Genomic DNA, 18,216 nt, shown 5'->3' on the forward strand with positions numbered 1-18,216 from the left:
ACAGAGAGGAAGAGGTGAACAAAAGTGAGTGAACAATTGAAAATTTCATCTTCACCACATATTCGTTCCAAAGCGACGACCAGTAATATTATGATGTGGGTTGCAATCGCACTTCTGCCGGCGACCGCCTTTGGAATCTATAATTTCCGTGACACACATGCATGGCTTGTTGTGATCGTGACGACAGCAGCAGCAGTACTTACGGAATATATTTATGAGAAACTAATGCACAAACCGATCACGATCAAAGATTTCAGTGCAGTTGTCACAGGACTTCTGCTTGCACTGAACCTTCCGCCGACAGCACCACTTTGGATGGGAGTTCTCGGAAGCGTATTTGCAATCCTGGTCGTAAAGCAGCTGTTTGGAGGACTGGGACAGAACTTTATGAACCCGGCACTTGCTGCAAGATGTTTCCTGCTGATTTCTTTTACCGGCAGAATGACATCCTTTACATATGACGGGATTTCAGGTGCCACACCGCTTGCGGCTATCCGCGCAAATGTGGAAGCAGGCAACAGTGCACTGGCAGGAGTGAACAGCATGGATATGCTCCTTGGAAAGATCGGAGGAACGATCGGTGAGACTTCTGTGATCGCAATTATGATTGGCGCGATTATTCTGATTCTTATGGGAATTATCGATCTTCGTATTCCGGGAACTTATATCGTGACATTTGCATTATTCATTGGAATTTTCGGCGGATTTGTTGATGGAATCGGATTTTTCAACATTCCTTACATGACAGCACAGCTCTGCGGCGGCGGTCTGATGCTTGGAGCGTGGTTCATGGCAACCGATTACGTGACATCGCCGATTACGAAGAAGGGACAGATCGTATATGGAATCATTCTTGGGGTTCTGACCGGAATCTTCCGTTTGTTCGGAGGGTCCGCAGAGGGCGTATCCTACGCGATCATCTTCAGTAACCTTTTGGTTCCGCTGATCGAAAGAGTTACTCTTCCAAAACCATTCGGTAAAGGAGGAGAAAAATAATGAATAAAATATTAAAAAATACATTGATCCTTACCGCGATTACCGTGATTGCCGGTACGGCTCTCGGACTGGTATATGAAATAACAAAAGATCCGATTGCAAAGGCAGAAGCTGATGCAAAGCAGGAAGCCTGCCAGACGGTTTTCCCGGAAGCAGATACATTTGAAGAAGTGGAAGTTGATTCGGATGCGGCGGCGAAGGCGGTAGAAAGCATGGGAACCAATGCAACGGTCGATGAAGTGTATGTGGCAAAAATGGGCGGTGATGAAGCAGGATATGTGATCACTACAACAGATAAAGACGGATACGGTGGAAATATTCAGATTTCTGTTGGAATCATGAATGACGGAACCGTGAACGGTATCTCCATTCTGTCGATCGGTGAGACGGCAGGTCTCGGTATGCGTGCGACAGAGCCGGAATTCTATAATCAGTATGCAGAGAAGAAGACAGACAAGTTCTATGTTGCCAAGGATGGCGGAGAGAATGAGCCGATTGATGCACTCAGTGGTGCAACGATCACCAGCCGTGCCGTGACCGGAGCAGTCAACACAGCACTTGGTTATTTTCAGAATGCGTTAGGAGGTAGTGGAAATGAATAGTTGTACCGAAAGATTATATAATGGTTTAATTAAAGAAAATCCGACCTTCGTCATGATGCTTGGTATGTGTCCGACACTTGCGGTAACGACTTCTGCGATCAACGGTATCGGAATGGGACTTTCCACTACGGTTGTACTGGTACTCTCGAACATGCTGATTTCCATGCTCCGAAAAGTAATTCCGGATTCAGTCAGAATGCCTGCATTTATCGTAATTGTGGCATCATTTGTAACAATGGTGCAGTTCCTTCTGCAGGGCTTTGTTCCTTCACTGTATGATTCGCTTGGAATCTATATCCCGCTGATCGTAGTAAACTGTATCATTCTGGGACGTGCAGAAAGTTATGCTTCCAAGAATCCGGTACTTCCGTCTATCTTTGACGGTATCGGAATGGGACTTGGATTTACATTTGGTCTTACCTGTATCGCAATCGTGCGTGAACTGATCGGATCCGGAAAAATCTTCGGAATCCAGATCATGCCGAGTTTCTATGAGCCGGTCACCATCTTTATTCTTGCACCTGGTGCATTCCTGGTACTTGCGTTCCTTGTTGCAGCACGCAGCAAGATCATGAAGAAGATGGCAGCAAAAGGCAAAGAAGTTCCGAAAGCACAGAGATGTGCAGAAGGCGGATGTGCGTCATGCGGCGGCTGTGAAGGAAAAGTTTTCCCGACAGGCCAGGAAAAAGAATAGGAGGAATACGAGATGAAAGAATTACTTATTATTGCGATTGGTTCAGCACTTGTAAATAACGTAGTCCTCAGCCAGTTCCTGGGAATCTGTCCGTTCCTCGGAGTTTCCAAGAAGATCGAGACAGCTGCAGGTATGGGAGGAGCCGTTATCTTCGTTATTACGATTGCATCATTTATCACCAGTTTGATTTACCGTTTTATCTTGATGCCGACAGGGTTCGAATACCTTCAGACGATTGTATTTATCCTTGTCATCGCAGCACTGGTACAGTTTGTAGAAATGTTCCTGAAGAAAACGATGCCTCCGCTTTACAATGCACTTGGTGTGTATCTTCCGCTGATCACAACAAACTGTGCAGTACTTGGAGTTGCACTCACGAACGTACAGAAGGAATATACCATTCTGGAAGGTGTGGTAAATGGTTTTGCAACAGCACTTGGATTCACGATCGCCATCGTCATCATGGCCGGTGTTCGTGAGAAAATCGAATACAATGATATCAGCGAGTCTTTCCAGGGAACACCGATCGTACTGCTTACGGCAGCACTTATGTCCATCGCGTTCTTTGGATTCTCCGGAATCATATAGGAGGACCGGATTATGAGTATAACAGGAATTTTAGTTGCTGCACTCATCGTGGGCGGCACCGGCCTTTTCATCGGTGTCTTCCTCGGAGTTGCAGGTAAAAAATTTGCGGTAGAAGTTGATGAAACAGAACAGGCAATTCTGGAAGCACTGCCGGGCAATAACTGTGGCGGATGCGGATACGCGGGATGTTCAGGACTTGCGGCAGCCATTACGAAAGGTGAGGCACCACATAACCGCTGTCCGGTCGGAGGAGCTCCGGTAGCAGAAAAGATTGCCGCAATTCTCGGAACCGACGCAGGAGAAACGGTCCGTCAGACTGCATTTGTCAAATGTGCCGGAACCTGCGGCAAGGCAAAACAGGCCTATGACTATACAGGAATTGAAGACTGTGTTATGGCGAGCCAGATGCAGAACGGCGGTCCGAAAGGATGTGGCTTCGGATGTCTTGGGTTTGGAAACTGTGTAAAAGCCTGCCAGTTTGATGCGATTCATGTGGTGGACGGTATTGCAGTGGTTGATCCGGAGAAATGTAAAGCCTGCGGAAGCTGTGTGAGCGCCTGTCCGAAACGACTGATCGAGATCGTACCATACGAACAGAAACATCTGGTTCAGTGCAGCTCCAGAGATAAAGGAAAAGATGTTATGAGCGTATGCTCTGTCGGATGTATCGGATGTAAGATGTGCGAGAAGGTCTGCGAATTCCAGGCAGTGACTGTGACAGGCAATATCGCCCACATTGACCCGGAAAAATGTACAAACTGCGGAAAATGTGCGGAAAAATGTCCGAAGAAGATTATTAAATAATATGAAGCATCAAATAAAAAAAGCAGCGAAGGTGATGGGAGAAGGACTCCTGCTCGTGTGGCAGGATGTCCGGAACCTGTGGCCTGTGCTGCTTGTTCTGGTATTGTATTTCCTTCTTGGAAAGTTTGTGCTTCACAGTCTCTGCCCCAGTGTGATCCTGACCGGATTTCCTTGCCCGGGCTGCGGCATGACGAGAGCGATGCTGTCAATCCTGAGAGGAGATTTCGCATCCGCATGGAGATTTCATCCGTTTTCCTACGTGCTTCTTATGTGGGCTGCGGCATTTGGAATACGAAGATACATCCTCCAGAAGGATGTCAAGATCCTGATGAAATGTCTGATCGTGATTCTGATCGGGATGCTGGTGTTTTATGTGTATCGGATGGTACGGTATTTTCCGGGAGAACCTCCGATGAGTTACGATGAGAGCAGCCGGCTGTATCGGTTATACAGACTTTGGAAAGGGAATGTATAAGCGTACATTTCCAGTGAAAGAGAAATGTGAAAGGTATGTGAAGAATGTTGTTTTTTAATATTTGCTGTGGTATTATGATACCAGTTTAAGTAGATGAATGACAGGAGGAATATACCATGGATAACGAGTTGGAGAACAAGGTATCGCAGGAAGAGAGCGTTTTAGATACACAGCCGGACTTGCAGCCGGAAGGGGCAGGTACTCCGGCGGAACTGACGGAGGCTGATGGAAACTGTACTGTAGGAGCAGAAGAAGCACAAGTGAGCGAAGAACGACAGCTGTGCGAAGAACCACAGGTGGGGGAAGAAGCACAAGTGAGCGAAGAACCACAGATTACGGAAGACACATCGGTAACTGTACCACAGCAGGAGAAGCCTGTTTTGGAACAGACGGAGGTTAAACCGGATGAAGAGCCGGTTTACACGGATCCGAATGCGGACACAGTACATAAGCAGCAGACAGCGGGACATTATTCTTATGGAGATCCGAATATGGGATATTATGGAAATGCACAGCAGACAGGAGCGACGGGCAGTCAGTCGAACGGTGCGTCAGATCCCAATATGAATCAGAGCCAGAATGGTCAGAATTATAACACAAATTCTAATCAGGCACAGAAGATAAACTATAATCAGAATTACAACTTCCATCCTGGTCGTCAGACGAATGAAGCACCGCTTTCTATGGGCGAGTGGCTGCTTACTTTGCTGATCGGTGCAGTACCGTGCTTTGGAATCATCATTTACTGTATCTGGGCATTTGAGAAGAACGGCAATGTGAATCGTAGAAATTACTGCCGTGCATATCTGATTATGACTCTGATTGCTTTTGCAATTGTCATGATATTTGTTTTTGTTGCGATAATCGGAGCATTGCTTAGCTTCTAATTGAATAATAATTTTTATTGAAAAGGCCAGTCCGAGTGGGGAGTGGTCTTTTTCTTATTCTTAGAGGTTCCAAGTCTTGCCTGCCTGACGAGCACTATTTTTATAAACGAAAAAAGTTTGTATTTCTCCTGCAATTTCGTTCAATAAGAAACAGACAAAGTATTTGGAGAATAAACTTTAGAAAATCTTTAGCATTTTGTGCCGTGTTCTTTAAGAAGTCTCATCTATCCTATACGTAGAGCAAAAGAAAAACGTGTTTGCTTTACGGAGGTGAAAAAAAGTGTATAATATGAAAGTGTGACCTGGTACATTAGGTGCACGCAATGAATGGAAGAGATGAGGGAAAAGAACATGGAAATGAATCATGTATTAATAGTAGAAGATGACAAAGAAATCCGGGAAGGTGTTGAGATTTATCTGAAAAACCAAGGGTATGAGGTATTCCAGGCCGCGGACGGTGTTGAAGGTCTTAAGATGATAGAAAGAGAAGAAATTCATCTTGCGATCGTAGATGTGATGATGCCGAGAATGGATGGGATCACAATGACAATGAAGCTTCGTGAGAAACATGATTTCCCAGTGATCATGCTGTCAGCCAAATCGGAAGAAGTGGATAAGATCATGGGACTGAACATCGGAGCAGATGATTATGTTACGAAACCATTTACACCGATGGAGCTTTTAGCCCGGGTAAATTCACAGCTTCGGCGCTACCGGAGATTTGCAGAAAAATTAAACAAACAGAACGAAGGGAAGAATATACATGTCGTCGGTGGTCTTGAACTGAATGAGGACACTGTGGAAGTAACCGTAGACGGAGAACCGGTCAAACTGACACCGATCGAATATAAGATTCTTTTACTATTAATGAAGAATCCCGGAAGAGTATTTTCTTCCGAAGAGATTTATGAAAGAGTCTGGAATGAACGGGCGATCAATACGGATACGATCATGGTGCATGTGCGGAATATCCGTGAGAAGATTGAGAGCTGCCCGAAAGAACCAAAATATTTGAAGGTGGTGTGGGGCGTTGGATACAAAATTGAAAAACAGGCATAAACTTGCGATCGTGCTTATTGTTGCTGCACTTGCAGTTGTAAGCATCATTATGGTAGAGAATTATGGGAAATTCTACCGCGCTATGGAAGAAAGGCAGGAACTGGAGCAGGATTATTATCAGGATAAAGAAGAACTGATAAAGGAGATGCTCATGAGCAGTTATGTGCTCTATTATGCACAAGGCAAAGGGGATGATGCCTATGGATATCTTCCCAGGTCTGAATATACTGGGGTTTATCAGGTGTTTGAAGGGCTGGCTCCTTATGTGAATTATCAGATGGAAATAGCAAAAGAGACTACGACAGAAGATTCTGCTTCAAAGGATTCTGCTGCAGAGGACACCAATGCAGATGATTCCAAAGCAACATCCGCTGAAACAGAGAATACAACCATTATTACGGATACGGAAGAAAACGATATTTTGAGAAAATGGGATCAATACGCATTTGGAGTTGCTTTTGGATATGATGAAAACGGAACGCCTTATTATCTTGACTGCATTGGGGACAGAGAAGAAGAGACAGAAAAAAGCATTCGCAGAATCATCGGCGAACTGACGGACTATCCGTTTTGTGACCCGATATTGGATAATGAACTTCCGGGAGCACCGGTTCATTCTGTATTCTACTTTGGAATGACGCAGGAAAATCTTGACTGCTATCTGGTGTCTCAGATCTATGTCAACGAGAGTGCACCGGATATCGAAGTATACACTTTCTTCGCTCTTGCCATGCTGATGATCCTTCTTGCCATGCTTCTGCCTCGCTTTAAGACGCTTCATACCGGGGAGGAACGCATATTCCACGCACCATTTGAAGCGGTTCTGATTATTGGATGCTGTACCGTGGCGTGGATTTTGAATCACTGCGGATGGCTGGTGGCACGTAATACGGGAAGAGGATACTACCCGGAAGATTTTCTGATCTGGATGGCAGTGTTTGCTGTTGCATACTGGATCGGAGGATGCACAAGGCAGATCTACACACTTGGTATCAAGGGGTACCTAGCACAACGGGTACTATGTGTAAAGCTTTGGGAAAAATCCGGGCTTCGTTTGAAAAGTATTTATGAATGGATCAAAGAAAAACTTCATCGGTTATACCACTCCTTTTATGATATCGATCTGAAAGAGAAGAATACCAAAGTGATCCTGAAGATCGTTGCGGTTAATTTTTGTATCCTTCTGATCTGTTGCATGATGTGGGTGTTCGGTATCTTTGCACTTTTAATCTATTCGCTCATTTTATTCTTTATCCTGCGGAAATGTTTTGATGATATCCGTACGAAATATGCGCTTCTGTTGGAAGCTACAGGAGAGATCGCAAAGGGCAATCTGGATGTGGAGATCAAGGAAGATCTGGGGATTTTCAGTCCGTTCCGCGAAGAGATACAGAAGATACAGAGTGGCTTCAAAAAAGCGGTCAAAGAAGAGGTGAAGAGCCAGCGTATGAAGACAGAGCTGATTACGAATGTGTCTCATGATCTGAAAACACCGCTCACGGCGATCATTACCTATGTGGATCTTTTGAAGGAAGAGACGGACGAAGAAAAGCGGAAATCCTATATCGATGTGCTGGATCAGAAATCCATGCGCCTGAAAGTACTGATCGAGGATCTGTTTGAGATCAGTAAAGCGAACAGCGACAATATTTCTCTGAATCTGGTTCAGGTCGATATTGTGAATCTGTTTAAACAGGTGGAATTGGAGCTGGATGAAAAAATCAAAGCGGCTGATCTGACACTGCGCACGGATTTTCCGGAAGAGAAAGTGAACCTTCTGCTGGACAGTCAGAAGACTTACCGGATTTTTGAGAATCTGCTGGTCAATGTGGCAAAATATGCGCTTGGGGGCACCCGCGTTTATGTAGAGATCCGAAAAGAAGAGAAGGAGGCTGTGATCCGGATCAAAAATATTTCTGCTACGGAGCTGAATTTCAATCCGGATGAGATCACAGACCGTTTCGTACGTGGGGATGTTTCCAGAAATACGGAAGGCTCCGGTCTGGGGCTTGCCATCGTGAAAAGTTTTGTGGAACTCCAGAAGGGAACCTTCGTCATAGAGACCGAAGCAGATCTCTTCAAGGCAGAGATCCGCTGGCCGCTTGTTCTAAATTAATAATTGCAGCCGAAGTGCACTGTTTCAGGTTTATTTCTTATATCCGCTGGAATAGTGCATTTCGTAGTCTGAGGTTATGAATACCGCTTCGGCAGCAGGTGTATCTTCGATCAGCTTCATACCTGCTTTTAGACCGAGTGCAAAACAGGTCGTGCTCAGTGCATCTGCTTCGGCGGAAGAGTCACAGATGATCGTAACGCTCAGAAGGTTATTTTCATACGGATAGCCGGTGACCGGATTCAGAATGTGATGGTACTGGACCCCGTCCTGTTCAAAATACCTCTGGTAAATGCCGGAAGTGACGGCGGATTTATCTTTCAGTTTTACGGAAGAAATCGTGACGCCGGTCTCTTCAAACGGCTTCTGGATCCCGATATTGAAACTGGTTCCGTCCGGTTTCCCGCCGAGTGCAAGTACATTTCCGCCGAGACTTATCAGCGCGTGTTTGACTCCCTGTCCCTTGAGATATTCCTTGAGGTGGTCGGCGATGTAGCCTTTTGCGATGCCGCCAAGGTCTACGCCGGATTTGACATCGGCAAGGCGGACGGTGTTTCCTTCTATCTTGACGTTCTGATAGCCGATATGATTCTTTGCTTCCGCAATGGCGCTGTCTGACGGGACAGAAGGAGAATCACTGCGGAATCCCCAGGCATCGATCAGCGGCGCGATGGTAATATCGAATTTACCCTCCGTGAGCTGGCTGTATTTCAGCCCGATCTCGATCGCCTCAATGGTTTCGCGGGAAAGCTCCACCGGCTGGCCTCCTGCATGATTCAGCTTGTATATCTCACTTTCTTCATTTGTCGGGCTGAAGAGAAGTTCGTATTTCTTACATAACTGCATACACTCGTCTAATATGTGGTCCGCATTTTTATCGTAGACCGTGATGGTGATCACTGTGTCAAAGAAGGTGGAAGTCCTGGAAGCAGGTTCATTTGAAATGCTGGAGCATCCGTTGACAAGGAGTATCGTAATGAGGAGCAGAATCCCCGGTAATTTCCATTTTTTCATAATTCCCTCCGAAGTGTTATAATAGTATCATTATAAGGTGACTGCAGAGAAAAATCAATCGAACGTTTGGTTGCACTCGGGGATATGTTGTGCTAGAATAAACGGAAGAGAGGTGGAGTCATGGAGAATAAGAAGAATTTGAGAAAGAACGACTTGCTCTTATTGCTAATCGTGGTAGTTGTTGCAGCAGCGATCTGTGCGCTGAGATTCTGGCTCGGGGACAAGCATCCGGGGTATGTGACTGTGCGGATAGACGGTGAGGTCGTGGCATCCTATGATCTGTCGGAAGATCAGGAAGTGGAATTGAACGGAGGAACGAATACGATGCGGATCGAGGACGGTACGGTGAAGATGATTCAGGCCGACTGCCCGGATAAGCTCTGTATGAAGCAGAAAGCGATTTCTAAGAATCGGGAAAATATTATCTGCCTTCCGAATAATATCGTGCTCCAGATCGCAAATCAGGATGAATCGGAGCTGGATGCGGTTACGAATTAGGAGGCGGCAAATTGAGAACAAAAGTGGCATATTTCGGAGTGTTCACTGCACTGGCGCTGATCTTCAGTTATGTGGAAAGTCTGATCCCTTTTCACATCGGAATTCCCGGAGTGAAGCTCGGACTGGCGAATTTGATTGTTGTGGTGGCTCTTTATAAGATGGGGACAGAGGAAGCATATGCACTGTCTGTTGCCCGAATCGTACTGTCCGGCTTCCTTTTTGCAAATCTTTTCAGTATCATTTACAGTCTGGCGGGAGGGATGCTCAGCCTTATGGTCATGGTTTTTCTGAAGAAGAAAGGCTGGTTCAGTGTATATGGTGTCAGCCTGGCGGGAGGAGTCATGCACAATGTGGGGCAGCTTCTGACCGCCATGCTGATCGTTGAGACATTCAGTGTTTCCTATTATCTTCCGGTGCTTCTGGTTGCGGGAGCAATCACCGGACTTGTGATAGGAATCCTGGCAGAGGCCATGCTGAAGAGGCTTGCGGGATTGGACATGGGAAGCAGGAAGGAGCAGAAGAGATGATTTCATATATTCGAGGAGAACTGGTCTATATCAGTGAAGATAAAGCAGTGGTTGATGTTGGAGGGGTGGGCTATGGCATTTTTATGCCGGCAAAGTCGTTGAGTCAGCTCCCGCCTACGGGGAAAGAAGTGAAGATTCATACATATCTGAATGTGAAGGAGGATGCGATGCAGCTCTACGGCTTCCTCACCCGGGATGCGCTGGAAGTATTCCGGCTTGTGATTGGGGTGAGTGGAATCGGGCCGAAGGGCGGACTCGGGATCCTCTCACAGCTGACGCCCGATGAACTGCGGTTTGCGGTGATGGCGAACGATGTGAAGGCCATATCGGCAGCCCCCGGTATCGGGAAGAAGACGGCAGAGAAGTTGATCCTGGAACTGAAAGACAAGCTGAGTATTGAAGATGTGCTGACGCATCAGATGGAGGGAGAAGGAACTGTTCAGAACGCTTCTTCCTGCGGACAGGAAGTACAGTCTGATGCGGTGCAGGCGCTGACCGCGCTTGGATACGGAGGCACGGAAGCACTCCGCGCGGTGCGTCAGGTAGAGACGGATGAGAATACAACGGTAGAAGAACTGCTGAAAAAAGCACTGAAGTTTTTGATGTAAGGGGCGGCATATGGCGAAGAGAATTATTACAACCGAGAATCTGGAAGAAGACAAGAAGATAGAGAATCATTTAAGGCCTCAGCTATTGAAGGATTATATCGGCCAGGAGAAGGCAAAGGAGACTCTGAAGATCTACATTGAAGCGGCGAAGTCCAGGGGGGAATCCCTGGATCATGTACTGTTTTACGGGCCTCCGGGACTGGGAAAGACGACACTTGCCGGTATCATTGCGAATGAGATGGGAGTCAATATGAAGATCACCTCGGGCCCGGCTATCGAGAAGCCGGGAGAGATGGCGGCAATCCTGAATAATCTCCAGGAAGGGGATGTGCTTTTTGTAGATGAGATCCACAGGCTGAACCGGCAGGTGGAGGAAGTGCTGTATCCTGCCATGGAGGACTACGCGATTGATATTATGATCGGGAAGGGGGCGTCCGCTCGCTCCATACGGCTTGACCTTCCGAAGTTTACACTGGTTGGAGCGACCACGCGTGCCGGAATGCTTACCGCACCTCTTCGCGATCGTTTCGGAGTGGTCAACCGTCTGGAATTCTATACGGAACAGGAACTGCAGACGATCATCATGCGTTCCGCGAACGTACTGGATGTGGAAATTGACAAAAAAGGAGCACTTGAGCTGGCAAGGCGTTCCAGAGGGACTCCGCGTCTTGCCAACCGCTTATTGAAGCGGGTAAGGGATTTCGCCCAGGTGAAATATGACGGGGTGATTACGGAAGAAGTGGCTTCTTACGCACTGGATCTTCTGGGAGTGGATCGTCAGGGACTGGATCATGTGGACCGGAATATTCTGCTGACGATGATCGAGAAATTTCAGGGAGGTCCGGTGGGACTTGATACGCTCGCCGCTTCGATCGGAGAGGATGCAGGAACGATTGAAGATGTTTATGAACCGTATCTTCTTAAAAATGGTCTGATTCAGAGAACACCGCGGGGAAGGGTCGTCACGGAGCTGGCATACCATCATCTGGGGCTGGAATAGACCTTAAAAACCAATGATTCGTTGAAATTTAGATAAAAAAATTGAAAAACAGTTGGTTTTTGTCTAAATATAGTATATAATGAAATGAGGAATTGAGCGGGTAAGGAGGTTCTTTATGGCATCGTCAAAAAATTACACAGAAGTTCTCATCGGTGGAAAGGTATTTACACTGAGCGGCTTTGAGAGCGAAGATTATCTACAGAAGGTGTCCACTTATCTGAACCATAAGATTGAAGAATGTACAAGCAGCGAGGGGTACCGCAAGCAGAGTGCGGAAGCCAGGAATGTACTTCTGGCACTTAACATTGCAGACGATTACTTCAAGGCCAAGAAGCAGGGTGGAGCCTTAGAGAGCGATATCGAAGCGAAAGACAAAGAGATGTACGACCTAAAGCATGAACTGATTTCCATTCAGATAAAGTATGAGAATGCTGAAAAGGCATTGGACAAGCTGAAAGAAGAGAACAGAGAATTACAGATGAAAATCGTACAGTTAGAAACTGAGATGAAAAATCACCGTAAGAAATAGACTGTCTTATGACAGTCTATTTTGCGCTATAGGAGGTTGGTATGAGGAAGCAAGTGGAGATTCTGGCACCTGCAGGGTCGATGGATAGTCTGAAAGCAGCTGTGGCTGCAGGAGCGGATGCGGTTTATACCGGAGGTATGATGTTCGGTGCCCGCGCATATGCGAATAATCTTTCGGAAGACGAACTTCTGGAAGCAATCGATTTTGTGCATCTGCACGGTAAGAAGCTCTATCTGACTGTTAATACACTTTTGAAGGAACAGGAGTTGGAAGAGAAGCTTTATGCGTATCTCTATCCCTATTACCGTCAGGGGCTGGATGCGGTGATCGTGCAGGACATCGGGGTACTCCGGTTTATCAGAAAGACATTTCCGGATCTTCCGGTCCATGCCAGTACACAGATGACGATCACCGGTGTGGATGGAGCGAAACTTCTGGAAAAGGAAGGCGTCACACGTGTGGTGACAGCCAGAGAGCTTGGTATAGAAGAAGTAAGAAAAATCGCAGAAGAGACCGATCTGGAGATTGAAAGCTTTGTGCATGGAGCACTCTGCTACTGCTATTCAGGTCAGTGCCTGTTCAGCAGTTTCCTTGGCGGGCGAAGCGGGAACCGTGGACAGTGTGCGCAGCCGTGCAGACTTCTGTATCAGGCTGAAGGAGACGACAAAAGCAGGTATCTGCTCAGTCTTAAGGATATCTGTACACTGGATCTGATCCCCGAGATGGTCGAAGCGGGGATAGATTCTTTTAAAATAGAAGGAAGAATGAAGAAACCGGAATATGTAGCGGCAGTCGCGCATTTATACCGCAAATATACGGATCTGTATCTGGAACTGCTTGAAAGAGCACCAGAAGGGACAGATCCGGAGGTGTTTGCCAAACAGAAGTTCCGGGTGGAAGAAGCGGATCGGAGTGTACTTCTGGATCTGTACAATCGGGGAGGATTTCACACCGGATATTATCACACACAGAACGGGAGAGAGATGGTTTCGCTGGACAGGCCGAACCATGCGGGGATCCCTGCGGTAAAGGTGCTGAAAAAATCCGGAAGGAATATGGAATGCCGTGCACTCATCGATTTGAATCCGCAGGATATCATTGAACTTCCCATGCGGAGAGGTAAGGAGAAGGCGGACAACTATACCTGTAAGACGGCAGTGAAAAAAGGTGCGTCACTGACCATTCCGGTATTTGCCGATACTCCGGCTGCGAAAGGAATGGTATTGAGCAGGATCAGGAACGAAGTGTTGATCCAGAAGCTTCATGAGCTGTATGTGGATAGAAAAATAAAAGAAAAAATTAAGGGAATTTTTATACTTTCCGTTGGAGATTCTGCTAAACTAACGGTATCATACGGCGATATTTGCTTTACGGTATGTTCGGATAAGGTTCAGGAAGCCATGAATCACCCAATCGATGTTGAACGTGTGAAAAAGCAATTAGAAAAGACGGGAAATACCCCGTTTGAATTCGAAGAACTTCAGATCGAGATCACAGGAAACGCGTTCGTTCCCATGCAAAAGCTCAATGAGATCCGAAGAGAGGCGTTGGACAAGTTGCAATGCGAAATAACAGAGAGGTACAGAAGAAAGGAAGCGGATGCGCAGGATATCAGGGAAACTGTCCCCGCTGTTATGGCGAATCCTATGATAGATTCCATGCCGACGCATCATAGATTTACCGCTTCTGCCCGGACGTTGGAGCAGATCCGCGTGCTGACAGGATCCGGAATGATTGAGCGGATCTATGCGGATTGTGCAGCGTTCCCGAAAATCTGGGAAAATGAGATGCTTCGGGAGGTCATTCGGGATGTGAAAGAATCCGGGAAAGAGATCTGGCTGATCATGCCGTATATTTTCCGGGAAACGACACGGAAACGGTATGATGCAGGCTATGACCATATCCTGAATGCCGGATGGGACGGCGTCATGATCCGGAATTATGAAAGCTATGGGTTCCTGAAGAAACGCGGGTTTGAAGGACGTATTATGACAGAATATAACCTCTATCAGTTTAACCGCGAGGGCTTGGCGTTCTGGAAGGAGAAGGGGATTTATGGGTTCACAGCTCCGCTGGAACTGACTGCCAGAGAATTGGAGTCACTTCCGATGCAGGACGGAGAACTGATTCTGTACGGACACCTTCCCATGATGGTATCTGCCGGATGTGTCCGCAAAACGCTGGGCAGATGTAAAAAAGAATCGTCCTGTATGACAATAACTGACAGATATCGAAAACAGTTTATGGTACAAAATGAGTGTGATTATTGTTATAATGTGATTTATAATCAGGTACCACTCTATCTTGCAGACCGGATGCAGGAGGCAGATCAGATTGGAGCAGGAGGCTTCCGCCTGATGTTTACAGTAGAGAATGCCCGGCAGACCGGCAGGATTCTGCAGCTTTATGAGGAGGAGGCAGTATACCTGGATGGAGAATTTACCCGGGGACACTGGAAGAAAGGAATAAAGTAGGTGAAGATTTGGTAAATATTGTTGTTGAGCTGTCGAAATATCTCATGATCATCATGATTGCAGTCTATACGTATGAGTGTTTTGCAGTTTTTGGCTTTTCAGATGAATATACGAAAAAGAGCATTCTTCGCCGCCAGAATGTATTAATGTTTCTCATGCATTTTACAGCGTTTCTGGTGCTGTATTTGCAGACGGAAGAGAAGAAGATGATTGGGTTCTATGGAATGCAGGTCGTGCTTCTGCTGACGATCATTCTTCTGTATACGAAAATCTACCCGAAGGTGTCGCGCCTAGTCGTGAACAATATGTGTATGCTTTTATCGATCGGGTTTATTATGATTACCAGATTATCCTATTCGCTGGCGGTGAAGCAGTTTATCATTGCAGCGGGAGCCGTGGCAATCAGTCTGATTGTTCCGATCATTATCCGTAAGGTGAAGGTACTCTCTGAATGGAGAAGGTTTTATGCAATAGCCGGTGTGATTATGCTGGCGGTGGTGTTGATTTTTGGTCCTGTAACCGGTGGAGCACTGCTTTCTATTCAGATCGGTGGTTTCGCCTTACAGCCGTCGGAGCTTGTGAAAATCATTTTCGTATTCTTTACGGCTGCGAGCCTGAAGATGGATACCAGTTTTAAAAATGTCGTGATTACGACTGTAGTTGCTGCTGTTCACGTGTTGATTCTGGTGGTTTCCAAGGATCTGGGGGCAGCACTGATCATTTTTGCCGTGTACCTGGTCATGCTCTATGTGGCGACGAGGCAGCCACTGTACGTATTTGCAGGGGTGGGTGCCGGAGGCGCAGCTTCCGTAGTAGCGTATTATCTGTTCAACCATGTGAGGGTACGTGTACTTGCATGGAAGGATCCGTTTGCGATTTACAATGAAGGCGGTTTGCAGCTGGCGCAGTCATTGATGGCAATTGGGACAGGAAGCTGGTTCGGCATGGGACTCATGCAGGGGGCTGCGGATAAGATTCCGGTTTCAGAGTCGGATTATATTTTTTCGGCAATCGCAGAGGAAATGGGATTGATATTTGCAATCTGTCTGACGATGATCTGCGTCAGTGTGTATATTATGTTTCTTAATATCGCCATGGAACTGCATGATCGTTTCTACAAGCTTGTGGCACTTGGACTTGGAACCTGTTACATATTCCAGGTATTTCTCACGATTGGCGGTGTGACAAAGTTCATTCCGTCCACCGGGGTGACGCTTCCGCTTGTGAGTTACGGAGGAAGCTCAGTTTTAAGCACTGTGATCATGTTTGGTATTATTCAGGGACTTTATATAGTAAGAGAAGACGAGGAAGAGGATATTGAAAGAAAAAAAGCACAGCAATTACGAAATGGACAGGCTGGACGAAGAGCTTCAGAACCTTCCCGACGAAAGAACGTATCAACCTCAAAAGCGGCAAAGCGGCCAGCGCAGCGAAGGGCAGAAGAAAGGGGAAGGACCGCGGGAAAACAACCGCAAAAAATCAGTTCAGGAAAAGCCGGTTCGGGAAAAGCCTCTGTCAGAACGACGGGCACGAAAAGACCAGAAGGCGCGCGAAAAGGAAGAAGCTAAGAAAAAGAAGATGACCAACAAGGAATTTGCCAGAGTGACATATATGTTTGTAACATTGTTCCTTGTGATGATTGGATATATGGTATACTTCAATGTAGTGAAAAGCAAAGAAGTGATCAACAGCCCGTATAACGTACGTCAGGATCTTCTCGCCAAGCGTGTAGTCCGGGGAAAAATACTGGACTGTAACGGAGAAGTACTGGCACAGACTGTGACCGATGAAGACGGTACAGAGACCAGGGAATATCCGTATGACGATTTGTATGCGCATGTAGTTGGTTATTCTGTAAAAGGAAAATACGGGATCGAGTCGATTCAGAACTTTAATCTGCTGACTTCCAATGCATTTTTCCTTGAAAAGCTGGCAAAGGAATTCAAAGGAGAGAAAAATATAGGTGATAATGTGGTCACGACGCTGGATACGAAGCTGCAGCAGGCCGCGTATAACGCGCTGGGCAACAACAAGGGTGCCGTAGTGGTGATGGAAGCCAGCACAGGTAAGATTCTTGCTATGGTTTCCAAGCCGACATTCGATGCGAATACCGTAGCGGAGAATTGGGAAGCTTTGAACAACGATCCGGACAGTTCGCTCTTCAACCGAGCGACTATGGGACAGTATACGCCCGGTTCCACGTTCAAGATCGTCACGACTCTGGAATATTTAAGAGAACATCCCGATGCCGATGATGCCTATACACATTACTGCGAGGGATCTATCGAGGCGGACGGAACGACAATCCATTGCTACGGACAGACGGCTCACGGGCAGGAGGATCTTGCGGATTCTGTGGCAAATTCCTGCAATACATCATTTTCAAATATCGGGCTTCAGCTTGATAAAGATAAATGGAAGAAGACGACGGAGGACCTTCTGTTTGACAAAAAGATTCCGTGTGATCTGTCTTATCGCGAGAGCAGTTTCCGACTGACCGGTGATTCGGACAGTGCTGAGACGATGATGACCGCGATAGGCCAGGGGAAAACGGTGGTAACACCATATCACATGGCTATGATCACCGCAGCAATCGCGAACGGAGGAACCTTAATGAAGCCTTATCTGGTGGATCAGATCACCAATTATACCGGAACAACTGTGAAAAAATACATGCCGGAGAAATATGCGGATCTGATGACCTCGGCGGAGGCGGCGCAGCTTACCGAATATATGACGGATGTTGTGAATTACGGTACCGGAACTGCCCTTTCCGGAGAATCTTATACTGTGGCGGGCAAGACAGGAACGGCGGAAGTAAGCGTAGATAAGCAGACGGTTCATTCCTGGTTTGTAGGATTTTCCAACGTGGACAATCCGGACATTGTAGTCAGTGCGGTCGTGGAAAATGCTGATACGGCAAGCATCACCGGAACAAGTGTTGCGAAAAAGATATTTAATGCGTATTACTATCAATAGATAGTTATTCGGACGCAGAACGGATGGGAAACATGAAGTTTTACAAACATCTGTATGTCAGTGAGGACATCGGGAAAAAGAAAGAAAAAATTATCCGGAATATGAAGTCGGGCAAATATCCGCTGACAACCTATCTTCTTGTCCTGACCGAAGAAGGTGAGAATCAGCTTGAGTTCTATTCTGCATCGCTTTTGCGACAGGGAATGCTGTATGAGGAGGATATTTTTGTGGTTGGTCTGGCATCCGGATATGAAGATGCGGTCTATCTGGTAGAGGAGATTATCAGAGAAGTCTATGAAAAGACCGGCGATGTGGATATACGTTCCTATATTAGGGACCAGGAAAAGAAATAATATAGCGTGGGGGAAT

19 protein-coding genes are annotated in these 18,216 nt (G+C 46.6%); 18 read left to right on the forward strand and 1 reads right to left on the reverse strand.

Features of this window, described 5'->3' with window-relative positions; all coding sequences use genetic code 11:
• The first annotated feature begins 24 nt into the window (after positions 1-24).
• From ACTNBR_RS00555 to ACTNBR_RS00595, 9 genes are all read left to right on the forward strand, one after another.
• Positions 25-996 carry an RnfABCDGE type electron transport complex subunit D gene (locus ACTNBR_RS00555; RefSeq protein WP_427806371.1) on the forward strand — a complete coding sequence of 324 codons (972 nt, stop codon included), beginning with the start codon at positions 25-27 and terminating at the stop codon, positions 994-996.
• Positions 996-1,598: an RnfABCDGE type electron transport complex subunit G gene (locus ACTNBR_RS00560; RefSeq protein WP_427806370.1), complete on the forward strand. Its 603-nt coding sequence runs from the start codon at positions 996-998 to the stop codon at positions 1,596-1,598. The genes ACTNBR_RS00555 and ACTNBR_RS00560 overlap by 1 nt, the downstream gene beginning before the upstream one ends.
• A complete protein-coding gene (gene rsxE, locus ACTNBR_RS00565; protein WP_427806369.1) occupies positions 1,591-2,292 on the forward strand; it encodes an electron transport complex subunit RsxE in 702 nt (233 codons plus the stop codon). The genes ACTNBR_RS00560 and rsxE overlap by 8 nt, the downstream gene beginning before the upstream one ends.
• 12 nt (positions 2,293-2,304) lie before the next feature.
• Positions 2,305-2,880 (forward strand): electron transport complex subunit RsxA, encoded by a 576-nt coding sequence (gene rsxA, locus ACTNBR_RS00570; RefSeq protein ID WP_427806368.1) that lies wholly within the window; start codon positions 2,305-2,307, stop codon positions 2,878-2,880.
• Positions 2,881-2,892: 12 nt separating this feature from the next.
• Entirely contained in the window at positions 2,893-3,684 is a 792-nt protein-coding gene (locus ACTNBR_RS00575) for an RnfABCDGE type electron transport complex subunit B (RefSeq protein ID WP_427819220.1), read from the forward strand.
• Between the two features lies 1 nt (position 3,685).
• Positions 3,686-4,159 (forward strand): DUF2752 domain-containing protein, encoded by a 474-nt coding sequence (locus tag ACTNBR_RS00580; RefSeq protein ID WP_441015967.1) that lies wholly within the window; start codon positions 3,686-3,688, stop codon positions 4,157-4,159.
• A gap of 116 nt (positions 4,160-4,275) precedes the next feature.
• The gene (locus ACTNBR_RS00585; RefSeq protein WP_427819222.1) at positions 4,276-5,046 is read left to right on the forward strand and encodes a hypothetical protein; all 771 of its coding nucleotides are present in this window, start codon (positions 4,276-4,278) and stop codon (positions 5,044-5,046) included.
• Between the two features lie 351 nt (positions 5,047-5,397).
• Complete coding sequence (locus ACTNBR_RS00590) at positions 5,398-6,105, forward strand: response regulator transcription factor (protein WP_427806483.1); 708 nt, start codon at positions 5,398-5,400, stop codon at positions 6,103-6,105.
• Complete coding sequence (locus tag ACTNBR_RS00595) at positions 6,077-8,221, forward strand: sensor histidine kinase (protein WP_427819224.1); 2,145 nt, start codon at positions 6,077-6,079, stop codon at positions 8,219-8,221. Before ACTNBR_RS00590 ends, ACTNBR_RS00595 begins: the two co-directional genes overlap by 29 nt.
• A gap of 30 nt (positions 8,222-8,251) precedes the next feature.
• Here ACTNBR_RS00595 and ACTNBR_RS00600 read toward each other — a convergent pair whose 3' ends face one another.
• Entirely contained in the window at positions 8,252-9,232 is a 981-nt protein-coding gene (locus tag ACTNBR_RS00600; RefSeq protein WP_427819226.1) for an FAD:protein FMN transferase, read from the reverse strand.
• Between the two features lie 120 nt (positions 9,233-9,352).
• Between ACTNBR_RS00600 and ACTNBR_RS00605 the strand changes: the two genes are divergently transcribed.
• The 9 genes from ACTNBR_RS00605 (at position 9,353) to ACTNBR_RS00645 (ending at position 18,200) form a co-directional block, all read left to right on the forward strand.
• Complete coding sequence (locus tag ACTNBR_RS00605) at positions 9,353-9,730, forward strand: NusG domain II-containing protein (RefSeq protein ID WP_427806362.1); 378 nt, start codon at positions 9,353-9,355, stop codon at positions 9,728-9,730.
• An 11-nt stretch (positions 9,731-9,741) separates the two neighbouring features.
• Positions 9,742-10,257: a Gx transporter family protein gene (locus ACTNBR_RS00610; protein ID WP_441015970.1), complete on the forward strand. Its 516-nt coding sequence runs from the start codon at positions 9,742-9,744 to the stop codon at positions 10,255-10,257.
• A complete protein-coding gene (gene ruvA / locus ACTNBR_RS00615; protein ID WP_441015973.1) occupies positions 10,254-10,865 on the forward strand; it encodes a Holliday junction branch migration protein RuvA in 612 nt (203 codons plus the stop codon). Before ACTNBR_RS00610 ends, ruvA begins: the two co-directional genes overlap by 4 nt.
• Positions 10,866-10,875: 10 nt before the next feature.
• On the forward strand, positions 10,876-11,865 hold the full coding sequence (gene ruvB, locus ACTNBR_RS00620) for a Holliday junction branch migration DNA helicase RuvB (RefSeq protein WP_427806359.1): 990 nt from the start codon (positions 10,876-10,878) through the stop codon (positions 11,863-11,865).
• 115 nt (positions 11,866-11,980) lie between these two features.
• Positions 11,981-12,394: a cell division protein ZapA gene (gene zapA, locus ACTNBR_RS00625; protein ID WP_427806358.1), complete on the forward strand. Its 414-nt coding sequence runs from the start codon at positions 11,981-11,983 to the stop codon at positions 12,392-12,394.
• 41 nt (positions 12,395-12,435) lie between these two features.
• Positions 12,436-14,868, forward strand: coding sequence for a peptidase U32 family protein (locus tag ACTNBR_RS00630; RefSeq protein WP_441015976.1), 2,433 nt, complete (start codon positions 12,436-12,438; stop codon positions 14,866-14,868).
• Positions 14,869-14,876: 8 nt separating this feature from the next.
• On the forward strand, positions 14,877-16,436 hold the full coding sequence (locus ACTNBR_RS00635; RefSeq protein WP_441015979.1) for an FtsW/RodA/SpoVE family cell cycle protein: 1,560 nt from the start codon (positions 14,877-14,879) through the stop codon (positions 16,434-16,436).
• A 43-nt stretch (positions 16,437-16,479) separates the two neighbouring features.
• Positions 16,480-17,847 (forward strand): peptidoglycan D,D-transpeptidase FtsI family protein, encoded by a 1,368-nt coding sequence (locus ACTNBR_RS00640; RefSeq protein ID WP_441016021.1) that lies wholly within the window; start codon positions 16,480-16,482, stop codon positions 17,845-17,847.
• A gap of 32 nt (positions 17,848-17,879) precedes the next feature.
• Positions 17,880-18,200, forward strand: a complete 321-nt coding sequence (locus ACTNBR_RS00645) for a hypothetical protein (RefSeq protein ID WP_441015982.1) — start codon at positions 17,880-17,882, stop codon at positions 18,198-18,200.
• The last annotated feature ends 16 nt before the right edge of the window (positions 18,201-18,216 follow it).

Source organism: Bariatricus sp. HCP28S3_F11 (assembly GCF_052065395.1).
Classification (GTDB): domain Bacteria; phylum Bacillota; class Clostridia; order Lachnospirales; family Lachnospiraceae; genus Allocoprococcus.